This is a genomic window from Acidovorax sp., assembly GCF_022763525.1.
Classification (GTDB): domain Bacteria; phylum Pseudomonadota; class Gammaproteobacteria; order Burkholderiales; family Burkholderiaceae_C; genus Acidovorax.
Map to the genome: position 1 here is coordinate 1 of NZ_JALEGG010000237.1, position 22,963 is coordinate 22,963.

At 63.0% G+C, this 22,963-nt stretch carries 22 protein-coding genes and 1 tRNA gene; 6 read left to right on the forward strand and 17 right to left on the reverse strand.

The features are described from left to right. The coding region (gene aceE, locus MRY84_RS18010; RefSeq protein ID WP_291507074.1) for a pyruvate dehydrogenase (acetyl-transferring), homodimeric type at window positions 1-1,714 on the reverse strand (1,714 nt) is incomplete at its 3' end. A gap of 166 nt (window positions 1,715-1,880) precedes the next feature. On the opposite strand from aceE, the gene MRY84_RS18015 reads away from it, so the two are divergent. The 5 genes from MRY84_RS18015 to MRY84_RS18035 all read left to right on the forward strand — a co-directional run bounded on the left by MRY84_RS18015 (window position 1,881) and on the right by MRY84_RS18035 (window position 8,825). Further along, window positions 1,881-4,442: a PAS domain S-box protein gene (locus tag MRY84_RS18015; protein WP_291507075.1), complete on the forward strand. Its 2,562-nt coding sequence runs from the start codon at window positions 1,881-1,883 to the stop codon at window positions 4,440-4,442. After that, window positions 4,439-5,065 (forward strand): response regulator transcription factor, encoded by a 627-nt coding sequence (locus MRY84_RS18020; RefSeq protein ID WP_056168907.1) that lies wholly within the window; start codon window positions 4,439-4,441, stop codon window positions 5,063-5,065. The genes MRY84_RS18015 and MRY84_RS18020 overlap by 4 nt, the downstream gene beginning before the upstream one ends. 72 nt (window positions 5,066-5,137) lie before the next feature. After that, window positions 5,138-5,992: a bifunctional methylenetetrahydrofolate dehydrogenase/methenyltetrahydrofolate cyclohydrolase FolD gene (gene folD, locus MRY84_RS18025; protein WP_291507076.1), complete on the forward strand. Its 855-nt coding sequence runs from the start codon at window positions 5,138-5,140 to the stop codon at window positions 5,990-5,992. A gap of 68 nt (window positions 5,993-6,060) precedes the next feature. After that, entirely contained in the window at window positions 6,061-8,130 is a 2,070-nt protein-coding gene (locus MRY84_RS18030) for a M3 family metallopeptidase (RefSeq protein WP_291507077.1), read from the forward strand. A 29-nt stretch (window positions 8,131-8,159) separates the two neighbouring features. Further along, window positions 8,160-8,825, forward strand: a complete 666-nt coding sequence (locus MRY84_RS18035) for a glutaredoxin domain-containing protein (protein WP_291507078.1) — start codon at window positions 8,160-8,162, stop codon at window positions 8,823-8,825. A 121-nt stretch (window positions 8,826-8,946) separates the two neighbouring features. On the opposite strand, the gene rpiA is transcribed toward MRY84_RS18035, so the two are convergent. Then, window positions 8,947-9,636, reverse strand: a complete 690-nt coding sequence (rpiA, locus tag MRY84_RS18040) for a ribose-5-phosphate isomerase RpiA (RefSeq protein WP_291507079.1) — start codon at window positions 9,634-9,636, stop codon at window positions 8,947-8,949. Window positions 9,637-9,673: 37 nt separating this feature from the next. Between rpiA and MRY84_RS18045 the strand changes: the two genes are divergently transcribed. Continuing rightward, the gene (locus MRY84_RS18045; protein ID WP_291507080.1) at window positions 9,674-10,726 is read left to right on the forward strand and encodes a quinone-dependent dihydroorotate dehydrogenase; all 1,053 of its coding nucleotides are present in this window, start codon (window positions 9,674-9,676) and stop codon (window positions 10,724-10,726) included. A gap of 83 nt (window positions 10,727-10,809) precedes the next feature. Here the strand turns inward: MRY84_RS18045 and MRY84_RS18050 are convergent, their stop codons facing one another. The 15 genes from MRY84_RS18050 to uvrB form a co-directional block, all read right to left on the reverse strand. Then, a complete protein-coding gene (locus tag MRY84_RS18050) occupies window positions 10,810-11,157 on the reverse strand; it encodes a hypothetical protein (protein WP_291507081.1) in 348 nt (115 codons plus the stop codon). After that, window positions 11,157-11,552, reverse strand: a complete 396-nt coding sequence (locus MRY84_RS18055; protein ID WP_291507082.1) for a phage holin family protein — start codon at window positions 11,550-11,552, stop codon at window positions 11,157-11,159. Before MRY84_RS18055 ends, MRY84_RS18050 begins: the two co-directional genes overlap by 1 nt. Before the next feature lie 42 nt (window positions 11,553-11,594). After that, window positions 11,595-11,888 carry a DUF883 family protein gene (locus tag MRY84_RS18060; protein ID WP_291507083.1) on the reverse strand — a complete coding sequence of 98 codons (294 nt, stop codon included), beginning with the start codon at window positions 11,886-11,888 and terminating at the stop codon, window positions 11,595-11,597. A 145-nt stretch (window positions 11,889-12,033) separates the two neighbouring features. Then, complete coding sequence (locus MRY84_RS18065) at window positions 12,034-13,131, reverse strand: NAD(P)/FAD-dependent oxidoreductase (RefSeq protein ID WP_291507084.1); 1,098 nt, start codon at window positions 13,129-13,131, stop codon at window positions 12,034-12,036. A gap of 46 nt (window positions 13,132-13,177) precedes the next feature. Continuing rightward, window positions 13,178-14,215 carry a histone deacetylase family protein gene (locus tag MRY84_RS18070; protein ID WP_291507085.1) on the reverse strand — a complete coding sequence of 346 codons (1,038 nt, stop codon included), beginning with the start codon at window positions 14,213-14,215 and terminating at the stop codon, window positions 13,178-13,180. Between the two features lie 196 nt (window positions 14,216-14,411). Then, a tRNA-Val gene (locus tag MRY84_RS18075) sits at window positions 14,412-14,486 on the reverse strand. Window positions 14,487-14,524: 38 nt separating this feature from the next. After that, on the reverse strand, window positions 14,525-15,238 hold the full coding sequence (gene dnaQ / locus MRY84_RS18080) for a DNA polymerase III subunit epsilon (protein ID WP_291507086.1): 714 nt from the start codon (window positions 15,236-15,238) through the stop codon (window positions 14,525-14,527). 86 nt (window positions 15,239-15,324) lie between these two features. Beyond that, window positions 15,325-15,663, reverse strand: coding sequence for an ISC system 2Fe-2S type ferredoxin (gene fdx / locus MRY84_RS18085; protein WP_291507087.1), 339 nt, complete (start codon window positions 15,661-15,663; stop codon window positions 15,325-15,327). Window positions 15,664-15,706: 43 nt separating this feature from the next. Next, window positions 15,707-17,578 carry a Fe-S protein assembly chaperone HscA gene (gene hscA / locus MRY84_RS18090; RefSeq protein ID WP_291507088.1) on the reverse strand — a complete coding sequence of 624 codons (1,872 nt, stop codon included), beginning with the start codon at window positions 17,576-17,578 and terminating at the stop codon, window positions 15,707-15,709. Between the two features lie 69 nt (window positions 17,579-17,647). Continuing rightward, window positions 17,648-18,166 (reverse strand): Fe-S protein assembly co-chaperone HscB, encoded by a 519-nt coding sequence (gene hscB / locus MRY84_RS18095; RefSeq protein ID WP_291507089.1) that lies wholly within the window; start codon window positions 18,164-18,166, stop codon window positions 17,648-17,650. Between the two features lie 83 nt (window positions 18,167-18,249). Further along, complete coding sequence (gene iscA, locus MRY84_RS18100; protein ID WP_291507094.1) at window positions 18,250-18,573, reverse strand: iron-sulfur cluster assembly protein IscA; 324 nt, start codon at window positions 18,571-18,573, stop codon at window positions 18,250-18,252. Between the two features lie 42 nt (window positions 18,574-18,615). Continuing rightward, entirely contained in the window at window positions 18,616-19,017 is a 402-nt protein-coding gene (iscU, locus tag MRY84_RS18105) for a Fe-S cluster assembly scaffold IscU (protein ID WP_291507090.1), read from the reverse strand. A gap of 36 nt (window positions 19,018-19,053) precedes the next feature. Then, window positions 19,054-20,274 (reverse strand): IscS subfamily cysteine desulfurase, encoded by a 1,221-nt coding sequence (locus tag MRY84_RS18110; protein WP_291507091.1) that lies wholly within the window; start codon window positions 20,272-20,274, stop codon window positions 19,054-19,056. A 108-nt stretch (window positions 20,275-20,382) separates the two neighbouring features. Next, a complete protein-coding gene (gene iscR, locus MRY84_RS18115; protein WP_291507092.1) occupies window positions 20,383-20,919 on the reverse strand; it encodes a Fe-S cluster assembly transcriptional regulator IscR in 537 nt (178 codons plus the stop codon). A gap of 234 nt (window positions 20,920-21,153) precedes the next feature. After that, the coding region (uvrB, locus tag MRY84_RS18120) for an excinuclease ABC subunit UvrB (protein WP_291507093.1) at window positions 21,154-22,963 on the reverse strand (1,810 nt) is incomplete at its 5' end.

Genomic DNA, 22,963 nt, shown 5'->3' on the forward strand with positions numbered 1-22,963 from the left:
CCTTGTAGTACATCACCTGGTCGCGGTCGACCGGGGTGTACATCTGGCCCTTGGGGTTGTAGATGCCGATCTGGCGGAACAGGCCTTCCATGCCGAAAGTGCGGGCTTCGTCCACCAGGATGGGCACCACGCGCGGACCCAGCGCCTGGTCGCGCAGCAGCTGCGTGAGGAAGCGCACATAGGCCTGGGTGGTGGAGATCTCGCGGCCTTCGGCGGTGGGCTCCAGCACGGCCTTGAAAGTGTCGAGCGACGGCACCGTGAAGCTCTCTTCCGCCTTGGGGCGGCGGCTGGGCAGGTAGCCGCCCAGGGCCTTGCGGCGCTCGTGCAGGTAGCGCATTTCCGGCGTGTCTTCGGCCGGCTTGTAGTAGGGAATGTCAGCCAACTGGCTGTCGGGGATCGGAATGTTGAAACGGTCGCGGATGTACTTGATGTCCTCGTCCGACAATTTCTTGGTCTGGTGCACGGTGTTCTTGCCTTCACCAGCCTTGCCCATGCCGTAGCCCTTGACGGTCTTGACCAGCAGCACGGTGGGCTGGTTCTTGTGCGCATTGGCAGCGTGGAAGGCGGCGTACACCTTGGCGGGCTCGTGGCCACCGCGGCGCAGCTCGAAGATCTCTTCGTCGGTCATGTGCTCGACGAGCTTGGCGGTTTCGGGGTACTTGCCGAAGAAGTTCTTGCGAACGAAGGCACCGTCGTTGGCCTTCATGGCCTGGTAGTCGCCGTCGAGCGTCTCCATCATCAACTGCTTGAGCTTGCCGCTCTTGTCGCGGCGCAGCAGTTCGTCCCAGCCATTGCCCCACAGCAGCTTGATCACGTTCCAGCCCGCGCCGCGGAACTCGCCTTCAAGTTCCTGCACGATCTTGCCGTTGCCGCGCACCGGGCCGTCCAGGCGCTGCAGGTTGCAGTTGATGACAAACACCAGGTTGTCCAGGTTTTCACGCGCAGCCAGGCCGATGGCGCCCAGGGATTCGGGTTCGTCCATTTCCCCGTCGCCGCAGAACACCCAGACCTTGCGGTTTTCGGTGTTGGCAATACCGCGGGCATGCAGGTACTTGAGGAAACGGGCCTGATAGATGGCCATCAACGGGCCCAGGCCCATGGACACCGTGGGGAACTGCCAGAACTCGGGCATGAGCTTGGGGTGCGGGTAGCTGGACAGCCCCTTGCCGTCCACTTCCTGGCGGAAGCTGTCGAGCTGTTCTTCGCTCAGGCGGCCTTCCAGGTAAGCACGGGCGTAGATACCGGGCGCGCTGTGGCCCTGGATGTACAGCAGGTCGCCGCCATGGTCTTCGCTGGCCGCGTGCCAGAAGTGGTTGAAGCCGGCACCAAACATGCTGGCCACCGAGGCAAAGGAGCCGATGTGGCCGCCCAGGTCACCGCCGTCAGCAGGGTTCAGGCGGTTGGCGCGCACGACCATGGCCATGGCATTCCAGCGCATGTAGGCGCGCAGGCGCTTTTCGATGGCGATGTTGCCGGGGCAGTGGGCTTCTTGCTCAGGCTCGATGGTGTTCACGTAACCGGTGTTGGCCGAAAACGGCAGATCGATGCTGGACTGGCGGGCGTGTTCCAGCAGCTGCTCCAGCAAGGAGTGAGCGCGCTCAGGACCCTCTTTTTCGATGACGGCGGACAGGGCGTCCATCCATTCGCGGGTTTCCTGTTGGTCTGCGTCGGTGCCGATACCGAGGCCGGCCTGTGGGTCGGGCTGAGCTGACATGCTTGTCTCCTTTAGATGTGGCAGCAATTTAGTACGTTGGCTCTAGTTTCGCATAATTTCCCTCAATTTCAAATGGTGCCTATTCATTTCATATTACGGCAAATTGCTGCACCTGCACATTGATCTTCACAAAGGCGGGTTGTCGTCCCTCACCTACACTCGCGTCATGGAATCCCAGCTAGTTCAGCCCTCCTCTCCCGCCATGGTCGTGGCCGCGCCAGCGCGCTGGTGGCGCAAGTGGTGGCGCGGGCTCTCACCTACGCGGCAGGACCGGTTTGCAGCCCTGGCCCCGCTCGCGGCTGTGCTGATGTTCCTTGCCGCCATCGTGGTGGCGTTCTGGTATTTGCGCGCCGAGGAAGCCGAGCGCGAGCAAGAAGCCCTGCGCCGGGATGTGGAATATGCCCAGCAGCGCGTGCGGTTGCGGTTGCTGGAACGGCAAGAGCAGCTCATGCGCATTGCGCGCGACCTCTCCAACCAGGAATTGGAGCGCGGCGACTTTGTGAGCCGCGCGGAAGCCCTGATCAGCCAGTACCCTGAGCTACAGGCCGTCACCTGGATTGACGAACGCCGCCGCATCCGCGCCAGCCATGCAGCGCCCACGCTGGCCAGCAGCGAGTTGCGCATTGCGGGCGAGGTGCTCAAACCCGGCGACACCGCCGATACCTTCGGGCTGGCGCGGGATCTGCAGCAGCCTGTGTACGCACAGCCCGCCGCCGCTGCCGGCGACTCGACACCTTTGCTGCAACTGCAAGTGCCACTCAACAACCAAGGCAAGTTCAGCGGCGTGGTGCTGGCCGAGTATTCGGTCGACAGCCTGCTGCGCTATGGCACCCCCACCGAAGTGCTGGCCCGGTATGCAGTCACGCTGATCGACAGCAAGAACCAGCTGCTGGCAGGCACCCCGCTGGGCCCCCGCACGGGTGCCACCCAACTGCTCCCGTGGACGCCCCGAGCCAACGAATACGAAGTGCCCGTCTCGCCAGTGGGCAACGGCCTGGTGCTGCGCGCCGAGGCGTACCGCACTTCCTTGGGTGTCGTTGGCAGCGGACTTTTCTGGCTGGTGGGCACGCTCAGCGCCATGACGGCCTGGATGCTGATCGCCACGTGGCGGCACACCCGCCGGCGCATGCAGGCACAGCAAGCGCTCGTGGCCGAGACGAACTTCCGGCGAGCCATGGAGAACTCGATCCTCACCGGAATGCGTGCCCTGGACATGGAAGGCCGGATTACGTATGTGAACGCAGCGTTCTGCCAGATGACAGGCTGGACCGAAGCGGAGCTTGTGGGCCTGAAGGCCCCGTTCCCCTATTGGCCGGAATCCGACCACGAAGCCCTGCACGCCAAGCTGCGCGATGAACTTTCGGGCAAGACCATCGTGGGTGGCTTCCAGGTGCGCGTGCGGCGCAAGAGCGGCACGCTGTTTGACGCGCGGCTCTACGTCTCCCCGCTGATCGATGCGCACGGCCAGCAGACGGGCTGGATGACCTCAATGACGGACATCACTGAGCCCAACCGCATTCGCGAACAGCTGTCGGCGTCGCACGAACGCTTCACGATCGTGCTGGAATCGCTGGATGCCTCCGTGTCGGTAGCGCCGCTGGGCAGCGAAGAGCTCCTGTTTGCCAACAAGCTGTACCGCCAATGGTTTGGCTCGCAAACCGGGGGGCATCTTCAACTGGTAGCCCAGGCGGGCGTAGTGCCCGTGGCGGGCACCGACCACACGGGCATGGACGACGAAGACGGGCTCATGGGCCTGCCCACCGACCCACTCACCACCGCCCGTACCGAGAACGCCGAGATATTCCTGCCCGACCTGGGCAAGTGGCTGGAAGTGCGTTCGCGCTACCTCAACTGGGTGGACGGCCGCCTGGCGCAGATGGTGATTGCCACCGACATCACCCCCCGCCGCCAGGCCGAGGAACAGGCCGCCCGCCAAGCCGAACGCGCCCAGTCGGTCAGCCGCCTCATCACGATGGGCGAGATGGCCTCCAGCGTGGCGCACGAACTCAACCAGCCACTCACGGCCATCAACAACTACTGCAGCGGCATGATCTCGCGCATCCAGAGCGGCCAGCTGACCGAAGAGGCATTGCTCACGGCCTTGCAGAAAACCGCCCACCAGGCCCAGCGCGCCGGCCAGATCATCCAGCGCATCCGCGCATTCGTGAAGAAGAGCGAGCCCAACCGCACCCTCGCCGATGTGCACTCGATGGTCAACGAAGCCGTGGAGCTGGCCGACATCGAACTGCGCCGCCACAACGTGCGCCTCACGCACTACGTCGCAGCCCGCCTGCCCCCGGTGATGGCCGACACCATCCTGATCGAGCAGGTGCTGGTCAACCTCATGAAGAACGGTGCCGAGGCCATCCAGCACGCCAACCGTCCGCCGTCCGGGCGCAGCGTGGAATTGCGCGTGGTGCCCAAACACATCGAGGAGCGCGAGGTGGTGGAATTCTCGGTGCAGGACACCGGCCGCGGCTTGGCGCCCGAGGTGCTGGAGCGCCTGTTCGAAGCTTTCTTCTCCACCAAGGAAGAAGGCATGGGCATGGGCCTCAATTTGTGCCGCAGCATCGTCGAGTCGCACCAGGGCAGGATGCAGGCAGAGAACCTCTACAATGGATCCGAGGTCACGGGCTGCAGGTTCTCCTTCTGGCTTCCGCTCGCCAAGCCTGCCGATAGCACTACAAATTCTGTAGCAAAAACTGACAATCCAAGGACAATTGCATGAGCTTGATTCCGAAAAAAGGCACGGTTTACGTGGTGGACGATGACGAGGCGGTCCGCGATTCCCTGCAGTGGCTGCTGGAAGGCAAGGACTACCGGGTGCGGTGCTTTGATTCGGCCGAGACGTTTCTCTCGCGCTACGACCCGCGCGAAGTCGCCTGCCTGATCGTGGACATCCGCATGGGCGGCATGACCGGCCTGGAGTTGCAAGACCGACTGATCGAGCGCAAGTCCCCGCTGCCCATCGTGTTCATCACCGGCCACGGCGACGTGCCCATGGCCGTGAACACCATGAAGAAAGGCGCGCTCGACTTCATCCAGAAGCCCTTCAACGAAGAAGAACTCGTGGGCCTGGTCGAGCGCATGCTCGACCACGCCCGCGAAGCCTTCGCCGGCTACCAGCAGGCTGCCAGCCGCGACGCCCTGCTCTCCAAGCTGACCAGCCGCGAGGCCCAGGTGCTCGAACGCATCGTGGCAGGCCGCCTGAACAAGCAGATTGCCGACGACCTGGGCATCAGCATCAAGACGGTGGAGGCGCACCGCGCCAACATCATGGAGAAGCTCAACGCCAACACCGTGGCGGATCTGCTCAAGATCGCCCTTGGCCAGAATGCTCCCAAGGGTTGATGCTCTTATTTTGATAGCTTGTCGCGCTTGTCAATAAAGCGCGAGAGCACGATTTGACTGATATTTCTTGACATGACAGCTCAACTCATCGACGGCAACGCCCTCTCCCGTCAACTGCGCGCCGACGTGGCGCAACGCGCTGCAGCGCTGAAAGCCCATGGCGCCACCCCCGGTCTGGCCGTAGTCCTGGTGGGCGACAACCCGGCGAGCCAGGTGTACGTGCGCAACAAGGTCAAGGCCTGCGAGGACAGCGGCCTGCACTCGGTCCTCGAAAAGTACGACGCAGACATGACGGAGGCCGCGTTGCTCGCGCGGGTGGATGCGCTCAACAACGACCCCACCATCCACGGCATCCTGGTGCAACTGCCCCTTCCCAAGCACATCGACGCCCAGAAGGTGATTGAAGCCATCTCACCCGCCAAGGACGTCGACGGCTTCCACATTGCCAGCGCGGGCGCCCTGATGACCGGAATGCCCGGTTTCTGGCCCTGCACTCCCTACGGCTGCATGAAGATGCTGGAGAGCATCGGCTACAGCCTCAAGGGCAAACACGCCGTGGTCATTGGCCGCAGCAACATCGTGGGCAAGCCCATGGCTCTCATGCTGCTGGGCCAGAACGCCACTGTCACCATCTGCCACAGTGCCACGCAGGACCTCAAGGCGCAGACCCTTCAGGCCGACGTGATCGTTGCCGCGGTGGGCAAGCGCAATGTGCTGACTGCTGACATGGTCAAGCCGGGTGCCGTGGTGATCGATGTGGGCATGAATCGCAATGATGAAGGCAAGCTCTGCGGCGACGTGGATTTCGACGGCGTCAAGGAAGTCGCCGGCTGGATCACCCCCGTGCCTGGCGGGGTCGGCCCCATGACCATTACCATGCTGCTGGTGAACACCATCGAAGCTGCCGAGCGCACTGCCGCGAACTGAGCGCACCCAGGGCGGTGCCGGCTGTTTTGCAACTTGAACCCGCGGCGCCCGGCGCCATCTGACTTCGCATGAGCAACGCCCTTCTCGACTTTTCGGATCTCCCCCATTTCGACCGCATCACACCGCAAGACGTTGCGCCTGCCGTGGATGTGCTGCTGGAGCGCGCCAATGCGGCCCTGGAGACCGTCACGGCGCCGGACTTTCCTGCCCGCTGGGACGCCATTGCGAAAGTGCTCGACGTCGCCACAGAGCGGCTGGGCACGGCCTGGGGCAGCATCAGCCACCTCAACAGCGTGGCCGACACACCTGAACTGCGCGCCGCCTACAACGCCGCTCTGCCCAAGGTCACCGAGTTCTGGACGCGCCTGGGCGCCGACGAGCGCTTGTACGCCAAGTACAAAACCATTGACCCCGCGATATTGACCGCAGAACAGCGGCAGGCGCACGCCAATGCGATTCGCAACTTCGTGCTCAGCGGGGCCGAGTTGACGGGCCCTGCCAAGGAGCGTTTCGCACAGATCCAGGAACGCCAGGCCGAGCTGAGCCAGAAGTTCAGCGAGAACGCACTGGACGCCACCGACGCCTATGCCTACTACGCCACGGCTGACGAACTGAAAGGCATCCCGAACGACGTGCAACAGGCTGCGCTCGCCGCGGCGCAGGCGGAGGGCAAGCAAGGCTACAAGCTGACCTTGAAAATGCCCTGCTACCTGCCCGTCATGCAGTTCGCCGCCCGCAGCGACCTGCGTGAGAAGCTTTACCGCGCCTACGTCACCCGCGCCTCTGATCAGGCTGATGGCGACGCCCGCAAGTTCGACAACACGGCCCTGATCGGCGAAATCCTCGCTTTGCGCCGCGAAGAAGCCCAGCTGCTGGGCTACGCCAATTTTGGAGAAGTGTCCGTGGTGCCCAAGATGGCCCAGTCGCCCCAGCAAGTCATCGACTTCTTGCGCGACCTGGCCCGCCGCGCTCGGCCTTACGCCGAGAAAGACATGGCCGATCTGCGCGCCTTCGCCGCTGAACACCTGGGCCTTTCCGATCCGCAGGCTTGGGACTGGCCCTACATCTCCGAAAAGCTCAAGGAAGCCCGCTACGCCTTCAGCGAGCAGGAGGTCAAGAAGTACTTCACGGCACCCAAGGTGCTGGCGGGCCTGTTCAAGATCATCGAAACCCTCTTTGAGGTCTCCATCCGGCGCGACACGGCCGCGGTCTGGCACCCGGCCGTCGAGTTCTACCGGATCGAGCGCGCGCATCCCGAAGGAGCCCATAAGGGCACCGTGCTGGTCGGCCAGTTCTACCTCGACCAGCCGGCCCGCACGGGCAAGCGCGGCGGCGCCTGGATGGACGACGTGCGCACGCGTTGGCTGCGCCCCGACACCGGCGTGCTGCAAACGCCAGTGGCGCACCTGGTATGCAACTTTGCCAGCGGCGTGGACGGCAAGCCGCCGCTGCTCACGCACGACGACGTGATCACGCTCTTCCACGAATTTGGCCATGGCCTGCACCACATGCTCACCCAGGTGAACGAGCGCGACGTCTCGGGCATTGGCGGCGTGGAGTGGGATGCAGTCGAGCTGCCCAGCCAGTTCATGGAAAACTTCTGCTGGGAATGGGACGTGCTCAAGCACATGACTGCCCACGTGGAAACGGGCGAACCCCTGCCCCGCGCGCTGTTTGACAAGATGATCGCCGCCAAGAACTTTCAAAGCGGCATGCAGACGCTGCGGCAGATCGAGTTTTCGCTGTTCGACATGCTGCTGCACACCGAGCACGACCCCGCGCAGGACATCATGCCCCTGCTGGAGGCCGTGCGCCGTGAGGTGGCCGTGCTGCACCCGCCGGCGTTCAGCCGCACGCCCCACACCTTCAGCCACATCTTCGCCGGCGGCTACGCGGCCGGCTACTACAGCTACAAATGGGCCGAGGTGCTGAGCGCGGATGCCTACGCAGCGTTTGAAGAAACCGCGGGCCAGGATGGCCTGCCCAGCATCGAAACAGGGCGCCGCTACCGCCAGACCATCCTGGAGGTGGGCGGCAGCCGCCCCGCCATGGAATCGTTCAAGGCTTTCCGGGGCCGCGAGCCCAGCCTGGACGCCCTGTTGCGCCACCAGGGCATGGCCGAAGAAGTGGCCGCCTGAGCCAGGCATCCTGCAAGGAGCCAAGGAGAATGAACATCATGCAAAAACCACTGACCGCTCCCCTGCTTGCATCCTTGCTGATGACGCTGGCCTGTGCCGCCGCCCAGGCGCAAGGGGTGTATCGCATCGTCGGGCCGGATGGAAAGGTGACCTTTTCAGACCGCCCGCCCGCAGAGGCCAGTGCGCAGCCACAGTCTGCACGCGCTGTTGCAGAAGCGCCAGACGCCGCCAATGGCGAGTTGCCTTTCGCGCTGCGCCAGGTCGCCAATCGCTATCCGGTCACGCTCTACACGGGTAGCGACTGCGCGCCGTGTACGTCTGCGCGCAATCTCCTCACTTCGCGCGGAATTCCGTTCACGGAACGTACGGTGTCCAGCAACGAGGACATCGCCGCCCTGCAGAGGTTGAGCGGTGCCACCAGCCTGCCTTTTGGCACCATCGGCGGCCAGCAGCTCGCGGGGTATTCTGAGGCCGAGTGGGTCCAATACCTCGACGCTGCAGGCTATCCCAAACAGTCGCAGCTGCCCAGAAACTACCGTCGGCCTGCGCCCGCACCACTGGTCGCCGTGAAACCGGCGGAGCCCGCAACAACGCCATCGGCGGCTTCAGCGCCCACAGCACCGACCCGCTCGCCTGCACCCGCACCGGCAAATGATGGGCCCTCGCCCAGCAACCCGGCTGGCATCCGCTTCTAAGGCGCCCGCACCGTCTCCAAGGCGGCGCGGCCCCACAGCCGACCCAGCAAAAAGGCCCCGACGGGGCCCTTTGCTTTGCTTGAATCAAAAAACGTTCGGTCGAACCCTCACGTGTCGCCGCTCAGTAGGTGATTGTCTTCACCCCTTGCGCTGTACCCAGCAGGCACACGGCGGCTTTCTGGTGCGCAAAGACGCCCACCGTCACCACGCCAGGCCATTGGTTGATGTCGCTCTCGAATGTGAGCGGATCCGTCACGGAAAGCCCGCGAACGTCCAGTATGTGCTGGCCGTTGTCGGTGACCAGCGGTTGCCCATCCCGCATCCGCACCTGGGCCTGACCGCCCATCGCTGCGAACCGCCGCGCAATGTGCGCGCAAGCCATGGGAATCACCTCCACCGGCAAGGGAAACTGGCCCAACGCCTGCACAAGCTTGGATTCGTCGGCAATGCACACAAACTTGTCGGCCAGCGCAGCGACGATCTTCTCGCGCGTGAGGGCCGCGCCGCCGCCCTTGACCATGTAACCCTTGCCGTCGATTTCGTCCGCGCCATCGATGTAGACGGAAAGGCGATCCACGTCATTCGCGTCGTAGACGGGGATGCCGAGCGCTTGGAGACGCTCCGTGCTGGCCACCGAGCTGGACACCGCCCCCTTGATCTGGTCCTTGAGGGTGGCCAGCGCATCGATGAACTTGTTGACCGTGGAGCCAGTCCCTACGCCCACAATCTCGCCAGGTACCACGTATTGCAGCGCGGCTTGGCCTACCAGGGTCTTGAGTTCGTCTTGAGTCAGGGGAGCAGAGGTTGTCATAGGAGAAAATCAGGGGTAATCCTCGAATTATCCCTCCATGTCCCTGATCCCCTACTCCCTCACCCGCCCCTTTCTCTTCGGCATGGACGCCGAAGCGGCCCACGAACTCACCATGGACATGCTGGCACGCGGGCAACGTACGCCGCTGCAGTGGGCTTGGTGCAATGAGACTGTGGACGACCCTGTGGAGCTGGCGGGCCTCACCTTTCCCAACCGGGTCGGCATGGCGGCAGGCCTGGACAAGAACGCGCGTTGTATCGACGCGCTGGGCGCCATGGGCTTCGGCTTTGTGGAGGTGGGCACCGTGACACCCAAAGCGCAGCCGGGCAACCCCAAGCCCCGCATGTTCCGACTGCCGGAGGCCCGTGCGCTGATCAACCGGCTGGGTTTCAACAACGAGGGCCTCGATGCCTTCCTGCGCAACGTGCAGCAGGCGCGGTTTCGCACCCAGACGCGGCGCCATCCCATGCTGCTGGGATTGAACATCGGCAAGAACGCGACAACCCCCATTGAAAACGCGACCAGCGACTACCTGACCTGCCTGGAAGGTGTCTACCCGCACGCCGACTATGTGACCGTCAACATCAGCTCGCCCAACACGCAGAACCTGCGCACCCTGCAAAGCGATGCAGCTCTGGACGGGTTGCTGGGCGCCATCGCCGAGCGGCGCGAAACCCTCGCTACTCAGCATGCACGGCGCGTGCCTGTCTTCGTGAAGATCGCACCCGACCTGGATGAAACGCAGGTCAGCGTGATCGCAGCAACGCTGCAGCGGCATGGCATGGATGGCGTGATCGCCACGAACACCACCATTGGCCGTTCCGCAGTGCAAGGGCTGCGCCATGCCGAAGAGACCGGAGGCCTGAGCGGCGCGCCGGTCCTGGAGCCCAGCAATCAGGTCATCCGTCAGCTGCGGGCCGCGTTGGGGAGCCGCTTCCCCATCATCGGGGTGGGCGGTGTCATGAGCCCGCAAGACGCTGTCAGCAAGATTCGCGCAGGCGCCGACGTGGTGCAGATTTATACGGGGCTGATCTACGAAGGCCCCGCCCTCGTCGTCAAAGCCGCGAAAGCACTCAAGGCCCTGCGCTGATCCTTCAACGCGGCGACGAAAAAAAGCCGCTGCGTGAACAGCGGCCCTTTTCTCTTTCTATTCGCGCACGGAAACCGGCACGGCTAGCGACGCAACCGCATCAACAGCGGCAACGCCACCCCTGCCCACCGAATGAGGCGGCGTGGCCCCGCGACGACCGCAACAGCTGCCATCGCAGCGACGGCCAGAGGGTGCTCTCGCGCGAATGCGGCCGCGCGAAGTGCCAGCGACTCATCCGTGCCGCCCAGCCCTTGCTCATGCCTCGCCAGTGCCATCGCCTGCATGCGCGCAGTCCGGCGAGCGTGCAGCCGATCGCGCTGGGCAGCGATACGCTCCAGCACACGCTGCTGCGCTTCGGTGGGTTGTGGAACGGCAGCCAAGGAGCCGCCCTGCGAAACCGACGATGCCGAGGTAGAAGACGTGGTTGCCATCACAGGCGCTCCTTGATGTCCCGCCAATCCTGCGCCAGTTCACGCCGCGTGAGCGCAAAACCGTTGCGGGCCCGCTGGGCTACAGAGATCAGCGACCCAAGGGCCACAGCCCACCCGGCAACCCAGGCACCTGCAACGATCCAAGCGACGACAGAGCGCTGGGGAGTGTCCCAAAAGTGCACCAGCACGGCGAATGAAAACATGATGAGTGCGACCACCGTGAGTCCGGCCACGAGAATGGTCAGCACCAGCATGTGCTGCAGCCGCTGCTTCTGGTCTTGCCATTCCAGACGGGCCAGTTCCATCCGGTCCTCGGCGGCAATGGCGCCCTCGATGACGTTGGCACGCCAGCGGGCTACGAATGCATCCAACCCCAGGATAGACAACCAGTTCATAGCGTGCCTTCGGAGAATTCGCGCAAGACCAGATCGCGGCGATCAGCGGCGCGCAAGCAGGAACCCCACCACCGCACCCAGTGCCAGCGCCGCACCTGCAACGCGCCAGGGCTCGTCGTGGGCATAACGGTCGGCGGCCAGGGCGGCATCCTTGGCCTGGCGGGCGGCGTCTTGCGCAGCGCGAACGGCCGACTCGCGCACATGGTGCATGCCGTCATCCAGGCGCTGGCGCAGCAGCTTGATCTCGGGAACCGCGTCGAGGTCCTTGTTGGCCAACAGGCCGCGCAGGTCGGAAACCAGTTTTTCCAGTTCAGAGGTGGTGTCGGAAGCAGTCATACAAGCCTTTCTTAGGTGAACAAAAAAACCGGCCATCCTGCCGGCGCCGCCGGACAGAATACAGCCTCATCTTAGTCACGCGCCATGTTCCCCTTTCGTAGGACGGGGACGCAAGCGGTTACCAATGACACGGGGTTGCGTTGCCTCAAACAAGCGATGCCACGTGCTCAGCAATGGCCAGCGCGCTGGTCAACCCCGGAGACTCGATCCCGAACAAGTTGACCAAGCCTGGAATGCCATGAATCGCCGGGCCCTGGATCACGAAGTCGGTCGCAGGCTCGTCGGGGCTGTGGATCTTGGGACGGATGCCCGCGTAGCCAGGCACCAGAGCGCCATCCTGCAGCGCAGGCCAATACTTGCGCACTTCGGCATAGAAAGCGTCGCCGCGGGATGGATCGACCATCACGTCGTCGGCGTTGTCAACCCACTGCACGTCGGGTCCGAACTTGGCCTGCCCACCCAGGTCGAGCGTGAGGTGGACACCCAGGCCAGCCGCCTCGGGCACCGGGTAGACGAGGCGACTGAAGGGCGCCTTGCCGGACAACGTGAAGTAGTTTCCCTTGGCGTAGAAGGCTGTCGGGACGTGCTGCGCATCCAGGCCCGCAAAACGGCGCGCCAGCGCAGGGGCGTTCAGCCCTGCCGCGTTGACCACGGTGCGCGCCTGCAGCTGCGTGCCATCATTAGCTACCAAAAATATAGCGTCTTGCGCACATTCCGCAAGCGCCAGTGGCGAATTAAGCACCACAAGGCCTCCCGCATGCTCCAGATCGCCGTGCAGGGCGAGCATCAATGCATGGCTGTCGACAATGCCCGTGCTGGGCGACAACAATGCAGCCTCACATTGCAGCGCCGGTTCCATCGCCTGCGCGTCCTGCTGGCTCAGCCAGCGCAGGTCGCCGACGCCATTGGCCTCGGCACGGGCCTGGACAGAGCGCAGGCTCGCCAGTTGTTCCAGGCAGGTCGCCACCACCAGCTTGCCGCAGCGGCGATGGGGCACGCCCCGCTCGGCGCAGTAGGCGTAGAGCATGTCGCGGCCCCGAACACACAGCCGAGCCTTCAAAGAACCGGCGGGGTAATACAGCCCGGCGTGGATGACCTCGCTATTGCGCGAGCTGACGCCCGTCCCGATCTGGTCCGCAGCCTCCAACACCATCACTTCGCGGCCACGCAAGGCCAGCGCACGAGCCACCGCCAGACCGACCACGCCCGCGCCAACGACCACGCAGTCCACTACTTCTGCCATATCCCCTGCCCTCTCACCGCTTTGGTTATCGGAATGTCCCGCGGGGTCAGCCCCTGCCAAAGCCATCCAGCACGTTGACCGCATTGGTTCCCAGCTCTGCTGCAGCGTACCCGCCCTCCAGGACAAACACCGCGGGCAGACGCAGTTGCGCCAGACGCTCTCCAAGACGGCTGAAGTCCGACGAGGTCAGCGCAAAACGGGAGATAGGGTCTCCCTCGAATGCATCTAGCCCCAGGGAGACCACCAGTGCGTCCGCGCCATGGGCCGCGATCCGGGCACATGCCTGCTCCAGCGCGCCAAACCAGGCCTGCGCGGTGGCGCCTGCCGGCAACGGCAGATTGACGTTGTACCCAGCACCCGGCCCTTCTCCATGCTCGTCCGCATGGCCCAGGTAAAAAGGGTATTCCGTGCGCGGGTCGCCATGGATGCTGACGAACAGGACATCGGCCCGGTCATAGAAAATGCTCTGCGTACCGTTTCCGTGGTGGTAATCCACGTCCAGCAGCGCGACACGCTGAGCGCCCTGATTGCGCAGCACCTGGGCAGCGACGGCGGCGTTATTCAAGAAACAATAGCCGCCCATGAAGTCCGGCCCCGCGTGATGGCCCGGGGGCCGGCTGCAGCAGAACGTAGCAGGAGCCCCCTGCGCCACACGCACGGCGGCGCTGGCAGCCGCATCGGCCCCCGCCTTGGCGGCATCCCAGGTGCCGTGAGCCAGTGGCGTGCCGTTGTCCATGGAATACAGGCCCAGGCGAGCGATGAAGTTCTCTGGCTCGACATCGCTGCGCAAAGTGCGAACCGGCCACACGGACGGGAACGGCTGCACCTCCGAATTGGCAGGGTCTAGGGCCAGCCATTGCGGCCAGGCGGTCTGCAAAAAAGCAAGGTACCGCGGCGCATGCACCTGAGGTAGTACCGGGCCGCTATCGATGTCCGGTGGCACCATGGCATGGCCTCGCGCCCGCAAGGCTTCTTCGACGTAATCCACGCGCGCAGGGCTTTCAAAACAGGGAACGCGCTCGCCCCGAAAAAACTCATGCGCGGGGGCATGCCCGCGGTGCATGGGGTTGTAGAACGTAATCATGGGTGGATCTCCAAGGCGGCAGCAAGGCAAACGAACACGGCCGAGGTAGCGGCGACGCTTCCGCTGAACAGCCGCGCCAAGTTTTTCTGTCATGAGACTTTAGCCGCTCTACCCTGCATCACCACCGCGACGGATTGCAACTACCGAAGACCCATGAAAAAACCCCTGCAGACCAGGATCTGCAGGGGTTTCGAATTGGTGGGTGATACATGGATCGAACATGTGACCCCTGCCGTGTGAAGGCAGTGCTCTACCGCTGAGCTAATCACCCGTGTCGCTGCGACAAGCCTTAGATTATGACACAGCTTTTCAGGCCGTCTGAAAAGTTCGCCAAATTGTTTTTCCGCCACTGGCCTTGTCGATCTGGGCCAGCACCTCCGCGTGAGCGGTCTGCTCCTGCTCGCTGGCGCGCAGAACCGGTAGGCTCAAGCCCCGCAGGTCGATGGCGGCCACTTTCGGTCCATCGCCGCTGTCCTGCACCTCGTCCACCATGAGCAGGGCGTCCTGGCCGCGGGTGAGGTTGATGTAGACATCGGCCAGCAGCTCCGCGTCGAGCAAGGCGCCATGCAGGGTACGGCCGGAGTTGTCCACGCCCAGCCGGTCGCACAGCGCATCCAGCGAGTTGCGCTTGCCGGGGTACATCTCCTTGGCCATGGCCAGCGTGTCCGTCACGCTTTGGACATAGGTGCGGAAAGCGGGGCGCCCTACCAACTCCAGCTCCTTGTTCAGAAAGCCTACGTCGAACGCTGCGTTGTGGATGATGATCTCGGCCCCTTGGAGGTACTGGAGGATGTCGTCCACCACCTCGGCGAACTTGGGCTTGTCCTTCAGGAACTCATTGCTGATGCCGTGCACTTTCAAGGCATCTTCGTGGCTGTCCCGGCCGGGGTTGAAATACAGATGCAGGTTGTTGCCGGTGAGCTTGCGGTTGAGCAGTTCCACGCAGCCCAATTCAATGATGCGATCGCCACCCTCGGCCGACAGGCCGGTGGTTTCGGTGTCGAGAACAATCTGGCGAGTCATGCGTCCCCCCATACTCGGCACTTCGTGAGCTCCCTGCCCCCCAGCGGGGCGAGAGCTTGCTTGGGGTGGCCCGGCGCTGCGCTCATCTAGTGGTTCTCCTTGGCGTGGTTGATCGTGTACTTCGGAATCTCCACCACCAGGTCCTGCTGCGCCAGGATGGCCTGGCACGACAGGCGCGACTGTGGCTCCAGTCCCCAGGCGCGGTCCAGCAGATCCTCTTCCTCCTCTTCGGCTGCATTGAGCGAACTCAGCCCCTCGCGCACGATGACATGGCAGGTTGTGCACGCGCAACTCATGTCGCAAGCGTGTTCAATGTTGATATGGTTCTCCAGCAAAGCCTCGCAGATGGACGTGCCCGCAGGCGCCGTGATCTGCGCTCCGGCTGGGCAGTATTCAGGATGGGGAAGAATCTTGATGACGGGCATGGGGTTGGTGTGTCTTGTCGTCTTGTTCGTTGGGCGTTGCGGCTCAAAGTGCCTGCACATTCTTGCCGGCAAGCGCCTGCCGGATGCCCCGGTTCATGCGTGCGGCGGCAAACGCCTCGGTGCCCTTGGCCAGGGCGGTGGTGGCAGCTTCGATGGCGGCAGCGTCGTCGGAATCGCGCTGGTGCCGCAGCGCGACCATGAGGGCATCGATGGCCGCACGCTCGTGCGCGCTCAGCACGTCGCCATCTGCATCGAGCGCGCTTTGCGTTGCGATGAGCATGCGATCGGCGTCCACGCGCGCCTCGACCACGGCGCGGGCCTTCATGTCCTGCGCGGCCGTGGCAAAGCCATCTTGCAGCATCCGGGCGATCTCCTCGTCGGAAAGACCATAGGAGGGTTTTACGTCAATGCGCGCCTCCACGCCGCTCCCCTGCTCCCGCGCGCTGACGTTCAAGAGACCATCCGCATCCACGGTAAAGGTCACGCGGATGCGCGCAGCGCCAGCAGCCATGGGCGGAATACCCCGCAGTTCAAAGCGCGCAAGGCTGCGGCAGTCCTGCACCAGGTCGCGCTCGCCCTGCACTACATGGATCGCCAGCGCTGTCTGCCCATCCTTGTAAGTGGTGAAATCCTGCGCCTTCGCGGTAGGGATGGTTTCATTGCGCGCCACGATGCGCTCGACCAGCCCTCCCATGGTTTCGATGCCCAGCGACAGGGGAATCACGTCCAGCAGCAGCAGGTCGCCCGCCGTATTGTTGCCCGCCAGCTGATTGGCCTGGATGGCAGCCCCCAGTGCCACGACCTCGTCAGGATTGAGATTGGTGAGCGGCGGCTTGCCAAAGAACTCTTCCACGGCGCGCTGCACCTGTGGCATGCGGGTAGAGCCGCCTACCATCACCACGCCCTGAACCTCGTCGCGGGCCAGATGGGCATCACGCAGCGCGCGGCGCACGGCAGCCATGGAGCGGGCCGTGAGCTCGGCTGTCACCGTTTCAAAGTCTGAACGCTTCACCTCAAAATGGACCTCACCGCTTGACAGCCGGGCGGCAAATGCTACTGAATCAGTAGCAGTCAGAGCTTCCTTGCAGGCCCGCGCAGCCATGCGCACTGCAGACTTGTCGGCAGGAGTGACAACCTCCAGCCCTTGCTGCTTCAGCACCCAATCTGCCAAAGCGGCGTCGTAATCGTCCCCGCCCAAGGCGGAATCGCCGCCCGTGGCGATCACCTCGAACACGCCTTGGGTGAGGCGCAGGATGGAAATGTCGAACGTGCCGCCACCCAGGTCATAGACGGCATAGACACCTTCGCTGGCGTTGTCGAGGCCGTAGGCTATGGCGGCTGCGGTGGGCTCATTGATCAGCCGCAGCAGATGGATGCCCGCGAGTTTCGCGGCATCCTTGGTGGCTTGGCGCTGCGCGTCGTCGAAATAGGCCGGCACCGTGATTACCGCACCGTACAGATCATCGTTGAAGGTGTCTTCAGCCCGGTAGCGCAGCGTTGCAAGGATCTCGGCGCTGACCTCGACTGGCGACTTGTTGCCATCTACCGTAGCGAGGCTGACCATGCCCTCGGCGCCCGCGCCGCCAGCGGAAACAAAGTCGTAGGGCAACTTGCTCGCTTCGGCCACATCCTTGAGGCCGCGCCCCATGAAGCGCTTGGCCGATGCAATGGTGTTGCGAGCATCCTGCGCCTGGGCGGCCACGGCGTCGTATCCAATCTGGCGCCCGCCCTTCTCCAGGTACCGCACCACGGAGGGCAGCAGCACCCGGCCCTGCGCATCCGGCAAACACTCGGCGACGCCATTGCGCACGGCAGCCACCAGCGAATGAGTGGTGCCCAGGTCGATACCAACCGCGATGCGCCGCTGGTGCGGATCGGGAGACTGGCCGGGTTCGGAAATCTGCAAAAGCGCCATGAAAGTTCGAATCTCAACGTGGGAGGGCTGCCGCCAGGAGCGCGGGCCCATTGAATAAGCAAAACCGCGCTATTGTCCCAGTTGGTCGCGGCGTCGTTCGATGTCCTCGCCAAATCGCGCAATGAACATGAGGGCTCTGACCTGCCCCGCCGCAGCCACATAGTCCTTCTGATGGTCGATGAGCTGCTCGCAACGGGCCAGCGCTGCGCGGCGAGCTTGCTCGACCTCATCCTCCAGCGCATCGAGCTGCGCCGCGGTGCCCGCCTCTTCAAGCGCTTCGCGCCATTCCATCTGCTGCATCAAAAAGGCGGCCGGCATGGCCGTGTTGTCCTCGGCCAGGATGGGCGCGCCATGGAGCTCGCACAGATAGGCTGCGCGGCGCATGGGGTCCTTCAGGCGCTGGTACGCCTCGTTGATGCGCACCGACCATTGCATGGCCACACGCTGAGCGGCCGCACCCTGGGCCGCAAACTTGTCGGGGTGGGCTTGGCGTTGCAGCTCTTTCCACCGGGCATCCACTGCGCTGCGCTCCTGCGCAAACCGAAGCGTCAGCCCAAAAAGTTCGAAGTCGTCAGATTGCAGGTTCATCGGAAGGGGTATCAGGCGAAAGTCCAAGAAAAAACCGCCAGCACATCACGCGCTGGCGGTTCATGGCATGGGTCTCACGGCGTTCACACGCGGAAACTCTCCCCGCAGCCGCAGCGGTCACGCTCGTTGGGGTTGTTGAACTTGAATCCCTCATTGAGACCTTCGCGCACGAAGTCCAGTTCGGTGCCGTCAATGTACGCAAGGCTCTTGGGGTCGATCAGCACCTTGACGCCGTGGTTCTCGAAAACAATGTCTTCGGGCTCCATGTCGTCCACGTACTCCAGTTTGTAGGCCAGCCCCGAGCACCCCGTGGTCTTCACACCCAGGCGCACGCCCACGCCCTTGCCGCGGCGGGCAAGGTAGCGGTTCACATGCCGGGCAGCGGCTTCCGTCAGCGTTATCGCCATAGTCATCCGTCGCTCAATCAGTCAACAGGCCATCACAGCCCATCAGGCCGCGGTCGCGGCGGCTGCATGCTTGGTCTTGTAGTCCAGAACAGCGGCCTTGATGGCATCCTCGGCGAGGATGGAACAGTGGATCTTGACGGGAGGCAATGCCAGTTCCTCGGCAATCTCGCTGTTCTTGAGGGCCGCCGCTTCGTCGAGCGTCTTGCCCTTGACCCATTCAGTCACCAGCGACGAGGACGCGATCGCCGAACCACAGCCATAGGTCTTGAAACGCGCATCCTCAATGACGCCGGTGTCGGGGTTGACCTTGATCTGCAGCTTCATCACGTCGCCGCAGGCAGGTGCGCCCACCATACCCGTGCCCACCGAATCGTCACCTTTGTCGAACGATCCCACGTTGCGGGGGTTTTCGTAATGGTCAACCACTTTTGCGGAGTAAGCCATGATGTGTACCTCTTCAATTCTTCAGGATTCAGGGATTCAGTGCGCAGCCCATTGAATGGTGCTGATGTCGATGCCGTCCTTGTACATCTCCCACAGCGGACTCAGTTCGCGCAGGCGCGCTACGTTTTCGCGAATGGTGGCAATGGCGTAGTCGATTTCTTCTTCCGTGGTGAAACGGCCGATGGTCATGCGCAGGCTGCTATGGGCCAGCTCGTCGCTGCGCCCCAAAGCGCGCAGCACATAGCTGGGCTCCAGACTGGCCGATGTACAGGCTGAGCCGGACGAGACAGCCAAACCCTTGATTCCCATGATGAGCGATTCGCCTTCGACGAAGTTGAAGCTCATGTTCAGGTTTTGTGGCACGCGCCGTTCCATGCTGCCATTGATGAAGACCTGCTCAATGTCCTTCAGGCCATCCAGCAAACGCTGCTGCAGCGCCTTGGCCTTGGCATTGCTTTCAGCCATTTCTTCCTTGGCGATGCGGAACGCTTCACCCATGCCGACAATCTGGTGCGTGGGCAAGGTGCCCGAGCGCATACCGCGCTCGTGGCCGCCGCCATGCATCTGCGCTTCCAGGCGCACGCGGGGCTTGCGGCGCACAAACAAGGCACCGATGCCCTTGGGTCCATAGGTTTTGTGGGCGGTCATGCTCATCAGGTCGATGGGCAGCGTCGCCATGTCGATCTCCACCCGGCCCGTGGCCTGAGCGGCATCCACGTGGAAAAGAATGCCCTTCTCACGGCACAGCGTGCCGATGGCGGGGATGTCCTGGATCACGCCAATCTCGTTGTTCACGAACAGCACGCTGATCAGGATGGTGTCAGGACGGATGGCAGCCTTCAGGGCGTCCATATTGACCAGTCCGTCCTCCTGCACGTCCAGGTACGTGACTTCAAAGCCCTGGCGCTCCAGCTCGCGCATGGTGTCCAGCACGGCCTTGTGTTCCGTCTTGAGGGTAATGAGGTGCTTGCCCTTGCCTTTGTAGAAGTGAGCCGCGCCCTTCAAGGCCAGATTGATGGACTCCGTAGCGCCGCTAGTCCATACGATTTCGCGCGGGTCGGCACCAATCAGGTCGGCCACCTGGACACGGGCTTTCTCCACCGCCTCTTCAGCCTCCCAGCCCCACGCATGGCTGCGCGATGCCGGATTGCCGAAATGCTCGCGCAGCCACGGGATCATGGCATCCACGACGCGGGGATCCACCGGAGTGGTGGCGCCATAGTCGAGATAGATGGGAAAGTGCGGGGTCATGTCCATGGCTGGCTCAGTGTGTTCTCTGGCTGGCAAGAGAAGAAACAAAAACGAACAATTACAGCGATCATTCAGGGCAAAGCCGACCCGCAGGCCGGCCCCAGCCCCAGATTTTCAGGATTTTGCGAACGCGTTGCCCAATGCAAACACAGAATTCGGCGCATTCACGCGGATGGGCTTGACCACAGGCGCAGTCGAAATGGCGCGGCGAACAACCGGCTTGTCCTCAATCTGCACGCCCTTTGCAATTTGCTCGTCGACCAATTTTTGCAGAGTGACGGAATCAAGAAACTCGACCATGCGCTGATTCAGCGACGCCCACAATTCGTGCGTCATGCAACGCCCAGCCTCGCCCAGGCAGTTTTCCTTGCCCCCGCATTGAGTGGCGTCGATCGGCTCGTCCACCGACACGATGATGTCGGCCACGGTGATGTCCTGGGCTTTGCGCGCAAGGGTGTATCCCCCACCAGGGCCACGCGTGGATTCGACCAGTTCATGCCGGCGAAGTTTGCCAAACAGCTGCTCGAGATAAGACAAAGAAATCTGCTGGCGCTGGCTGATCGCAGCCAGCGTCACGGGACCGTTGTTCTGGCGCAGGGCCAGATCAATCATGGCGGTGACCGCAAACCGGCCTTTGGTTGTGAGACGCATCGCAAGCTCCTTGTGCTAAGGCGTGTTCATTCGAAACCACCTGCGCCAGCCCTGGGCCAGCGAGGCACCGTCTCCGCCCCTAACTCCACACCCCTTCGGCGCAGAGCCCTTCATCGCAAGGCTTTTTTCTTGAGTATTTTGTGCAAGTATAACACAAATCCCTATCGAATCTGTCGGGTTAAAAAACCAACTAGTTATAAATTAACTCAACCGTATTGAAGACCGTCTTCGGGCTCACAAAACCGCAGAATCGTTGCCGTGGGCACCGAACGCCTGGTCCTTGAGCCGCGTCAGTTGGTCGCGAACCCGCGCGGCCTGCTCGAACTCGAGATTTCGTGCATGGTCAAGCATCAGTTTCTCCAGCCGCTTGATCTCGCGCGCCACGTCTTTCTCCGACATGTCCTCCACCTTGGCGCGCTGCAGTGCTTCCTGCTCCAGACGCTCGGCATCTTTACCGGCTTTTTCGCTGTACACGCCGTCAATCAGGTCTCGCACCCGCTTGACAATGCTGCGCGGCTCAATGCCATGGGCTTGGTTGTGTGCGATCTGCTTGATGCGCCGGCGTTCCGTTTCCCCCATTGCTTTTTTCATGGAATCGGTAATCCGGTCCGCATAGAGGATGGCCTTGCCGTTCAGATTCCGCGCAGCACGTCCGATGGTCTGGATCAGGCTGCGCTCGGCGCGCAGGAAGCCTTCCTTGTCGGCATCGAGAATCGCCACCAGCGATACCTCCGGAATATCCAGCCCCTCGCGCAGCAGGTTGATCCCCACCAGCACATCGAACGCCCCGAGGCGCAGATCGCGGATGATCTCCACTCGCTCCACGGTGTCCACGTCGCTGTGCAGGTACCGCACCTTCACGCCGTTGTCGGTGAGGTAGTCGGTCAATTGTTCTGCCATGCGCTTGGTCAGCGTGGTAATGAGTACACGTTCACTCTTTTCGACACGAATGCGTATTTCTTGTAGCACGTCGTCCACTTGATGTGTCGCGGGACGGACCTCCACCTCCGGGTCCACCAGACCGGTGGGGCGGACGACCTGGTCCACGATCTGCCCGGAATGGGTGCGCTCATAGTCTGCAGGCGTGGCGGTCACGAAGATCACCTGCCGCATCCGTTGCTCGAACTCCTCGAACTTCAGTGGTCGGTTGTCCAGCGCCGAAGGCAGACGGAAGCCGTACTCCACCAATGTGGTCTTTCGCGCGCGGTCGCCGTTGTACATCGCGCTCAGCTGGCCGATCATCTGGTGGCTTTCATCCAGGAACATCAGGGCATCGCGCGGCATGTAGTCCGTGAGGGTGCTGGGCGGGTCGCCAGGCGCGGAGCCTGACAGGTGGCGCGTGTAGTTTTCAATGCCTTTGCAATGCCCCACCTCGCTGAGCATCTCAAGGTCGAAGCGGGTGCGCTGCTCGAGCCGCTGCGCTTCCACCAGCTTGCCATCCTGCACCAGCTGCTGAAGCCGCTCGGCCAGCTCGATCTTGATCGTCTCCACGGCAGTCAGCACCTTGTCGCGCGGCGTCACATAGTGGCTGCTGGGGTAGACGGTAAAGCGCGGGATTTTCTGCTTGATGCGACCCGTGAGCGGGTCGAAAAGCTGCAGGCTCTCCACCTCGTCATCGAACAGCTCGATGCGGATGGCCAGTTCGGAATGCTCTGCCGGAAACACGTCGATGGTGTCGCCCCGCACGCGGAATTTACCCCGGCTGAAATCCTGCTCATTGCGCTGGTACTGCATGCGGATGAGCTGCGCGATCACATCCCTCTGGCCCAGCTTGTCGCCCACGCGCAGCGTCATCACCATGCGGTGGTAGCTCTCGGGCTCGCCGATGCCATAAATCGCCGACACCGTGGCCACAATCACCACGTCGCGCCGCTCCATCAGGCTTTTGGTGCACGACAGCCGCATCTGCTCGATGTGCTCGTTGATGGCGCTGTCCTTCTCGATGAACAGATCGCGCTGCGGCACATAGGCCTCCGGCTGGTAGTAGTCGTAGTAGCTCACGAAATACTCCACGGCATTCTTCGGGAAGAACTCGCGGAACTCG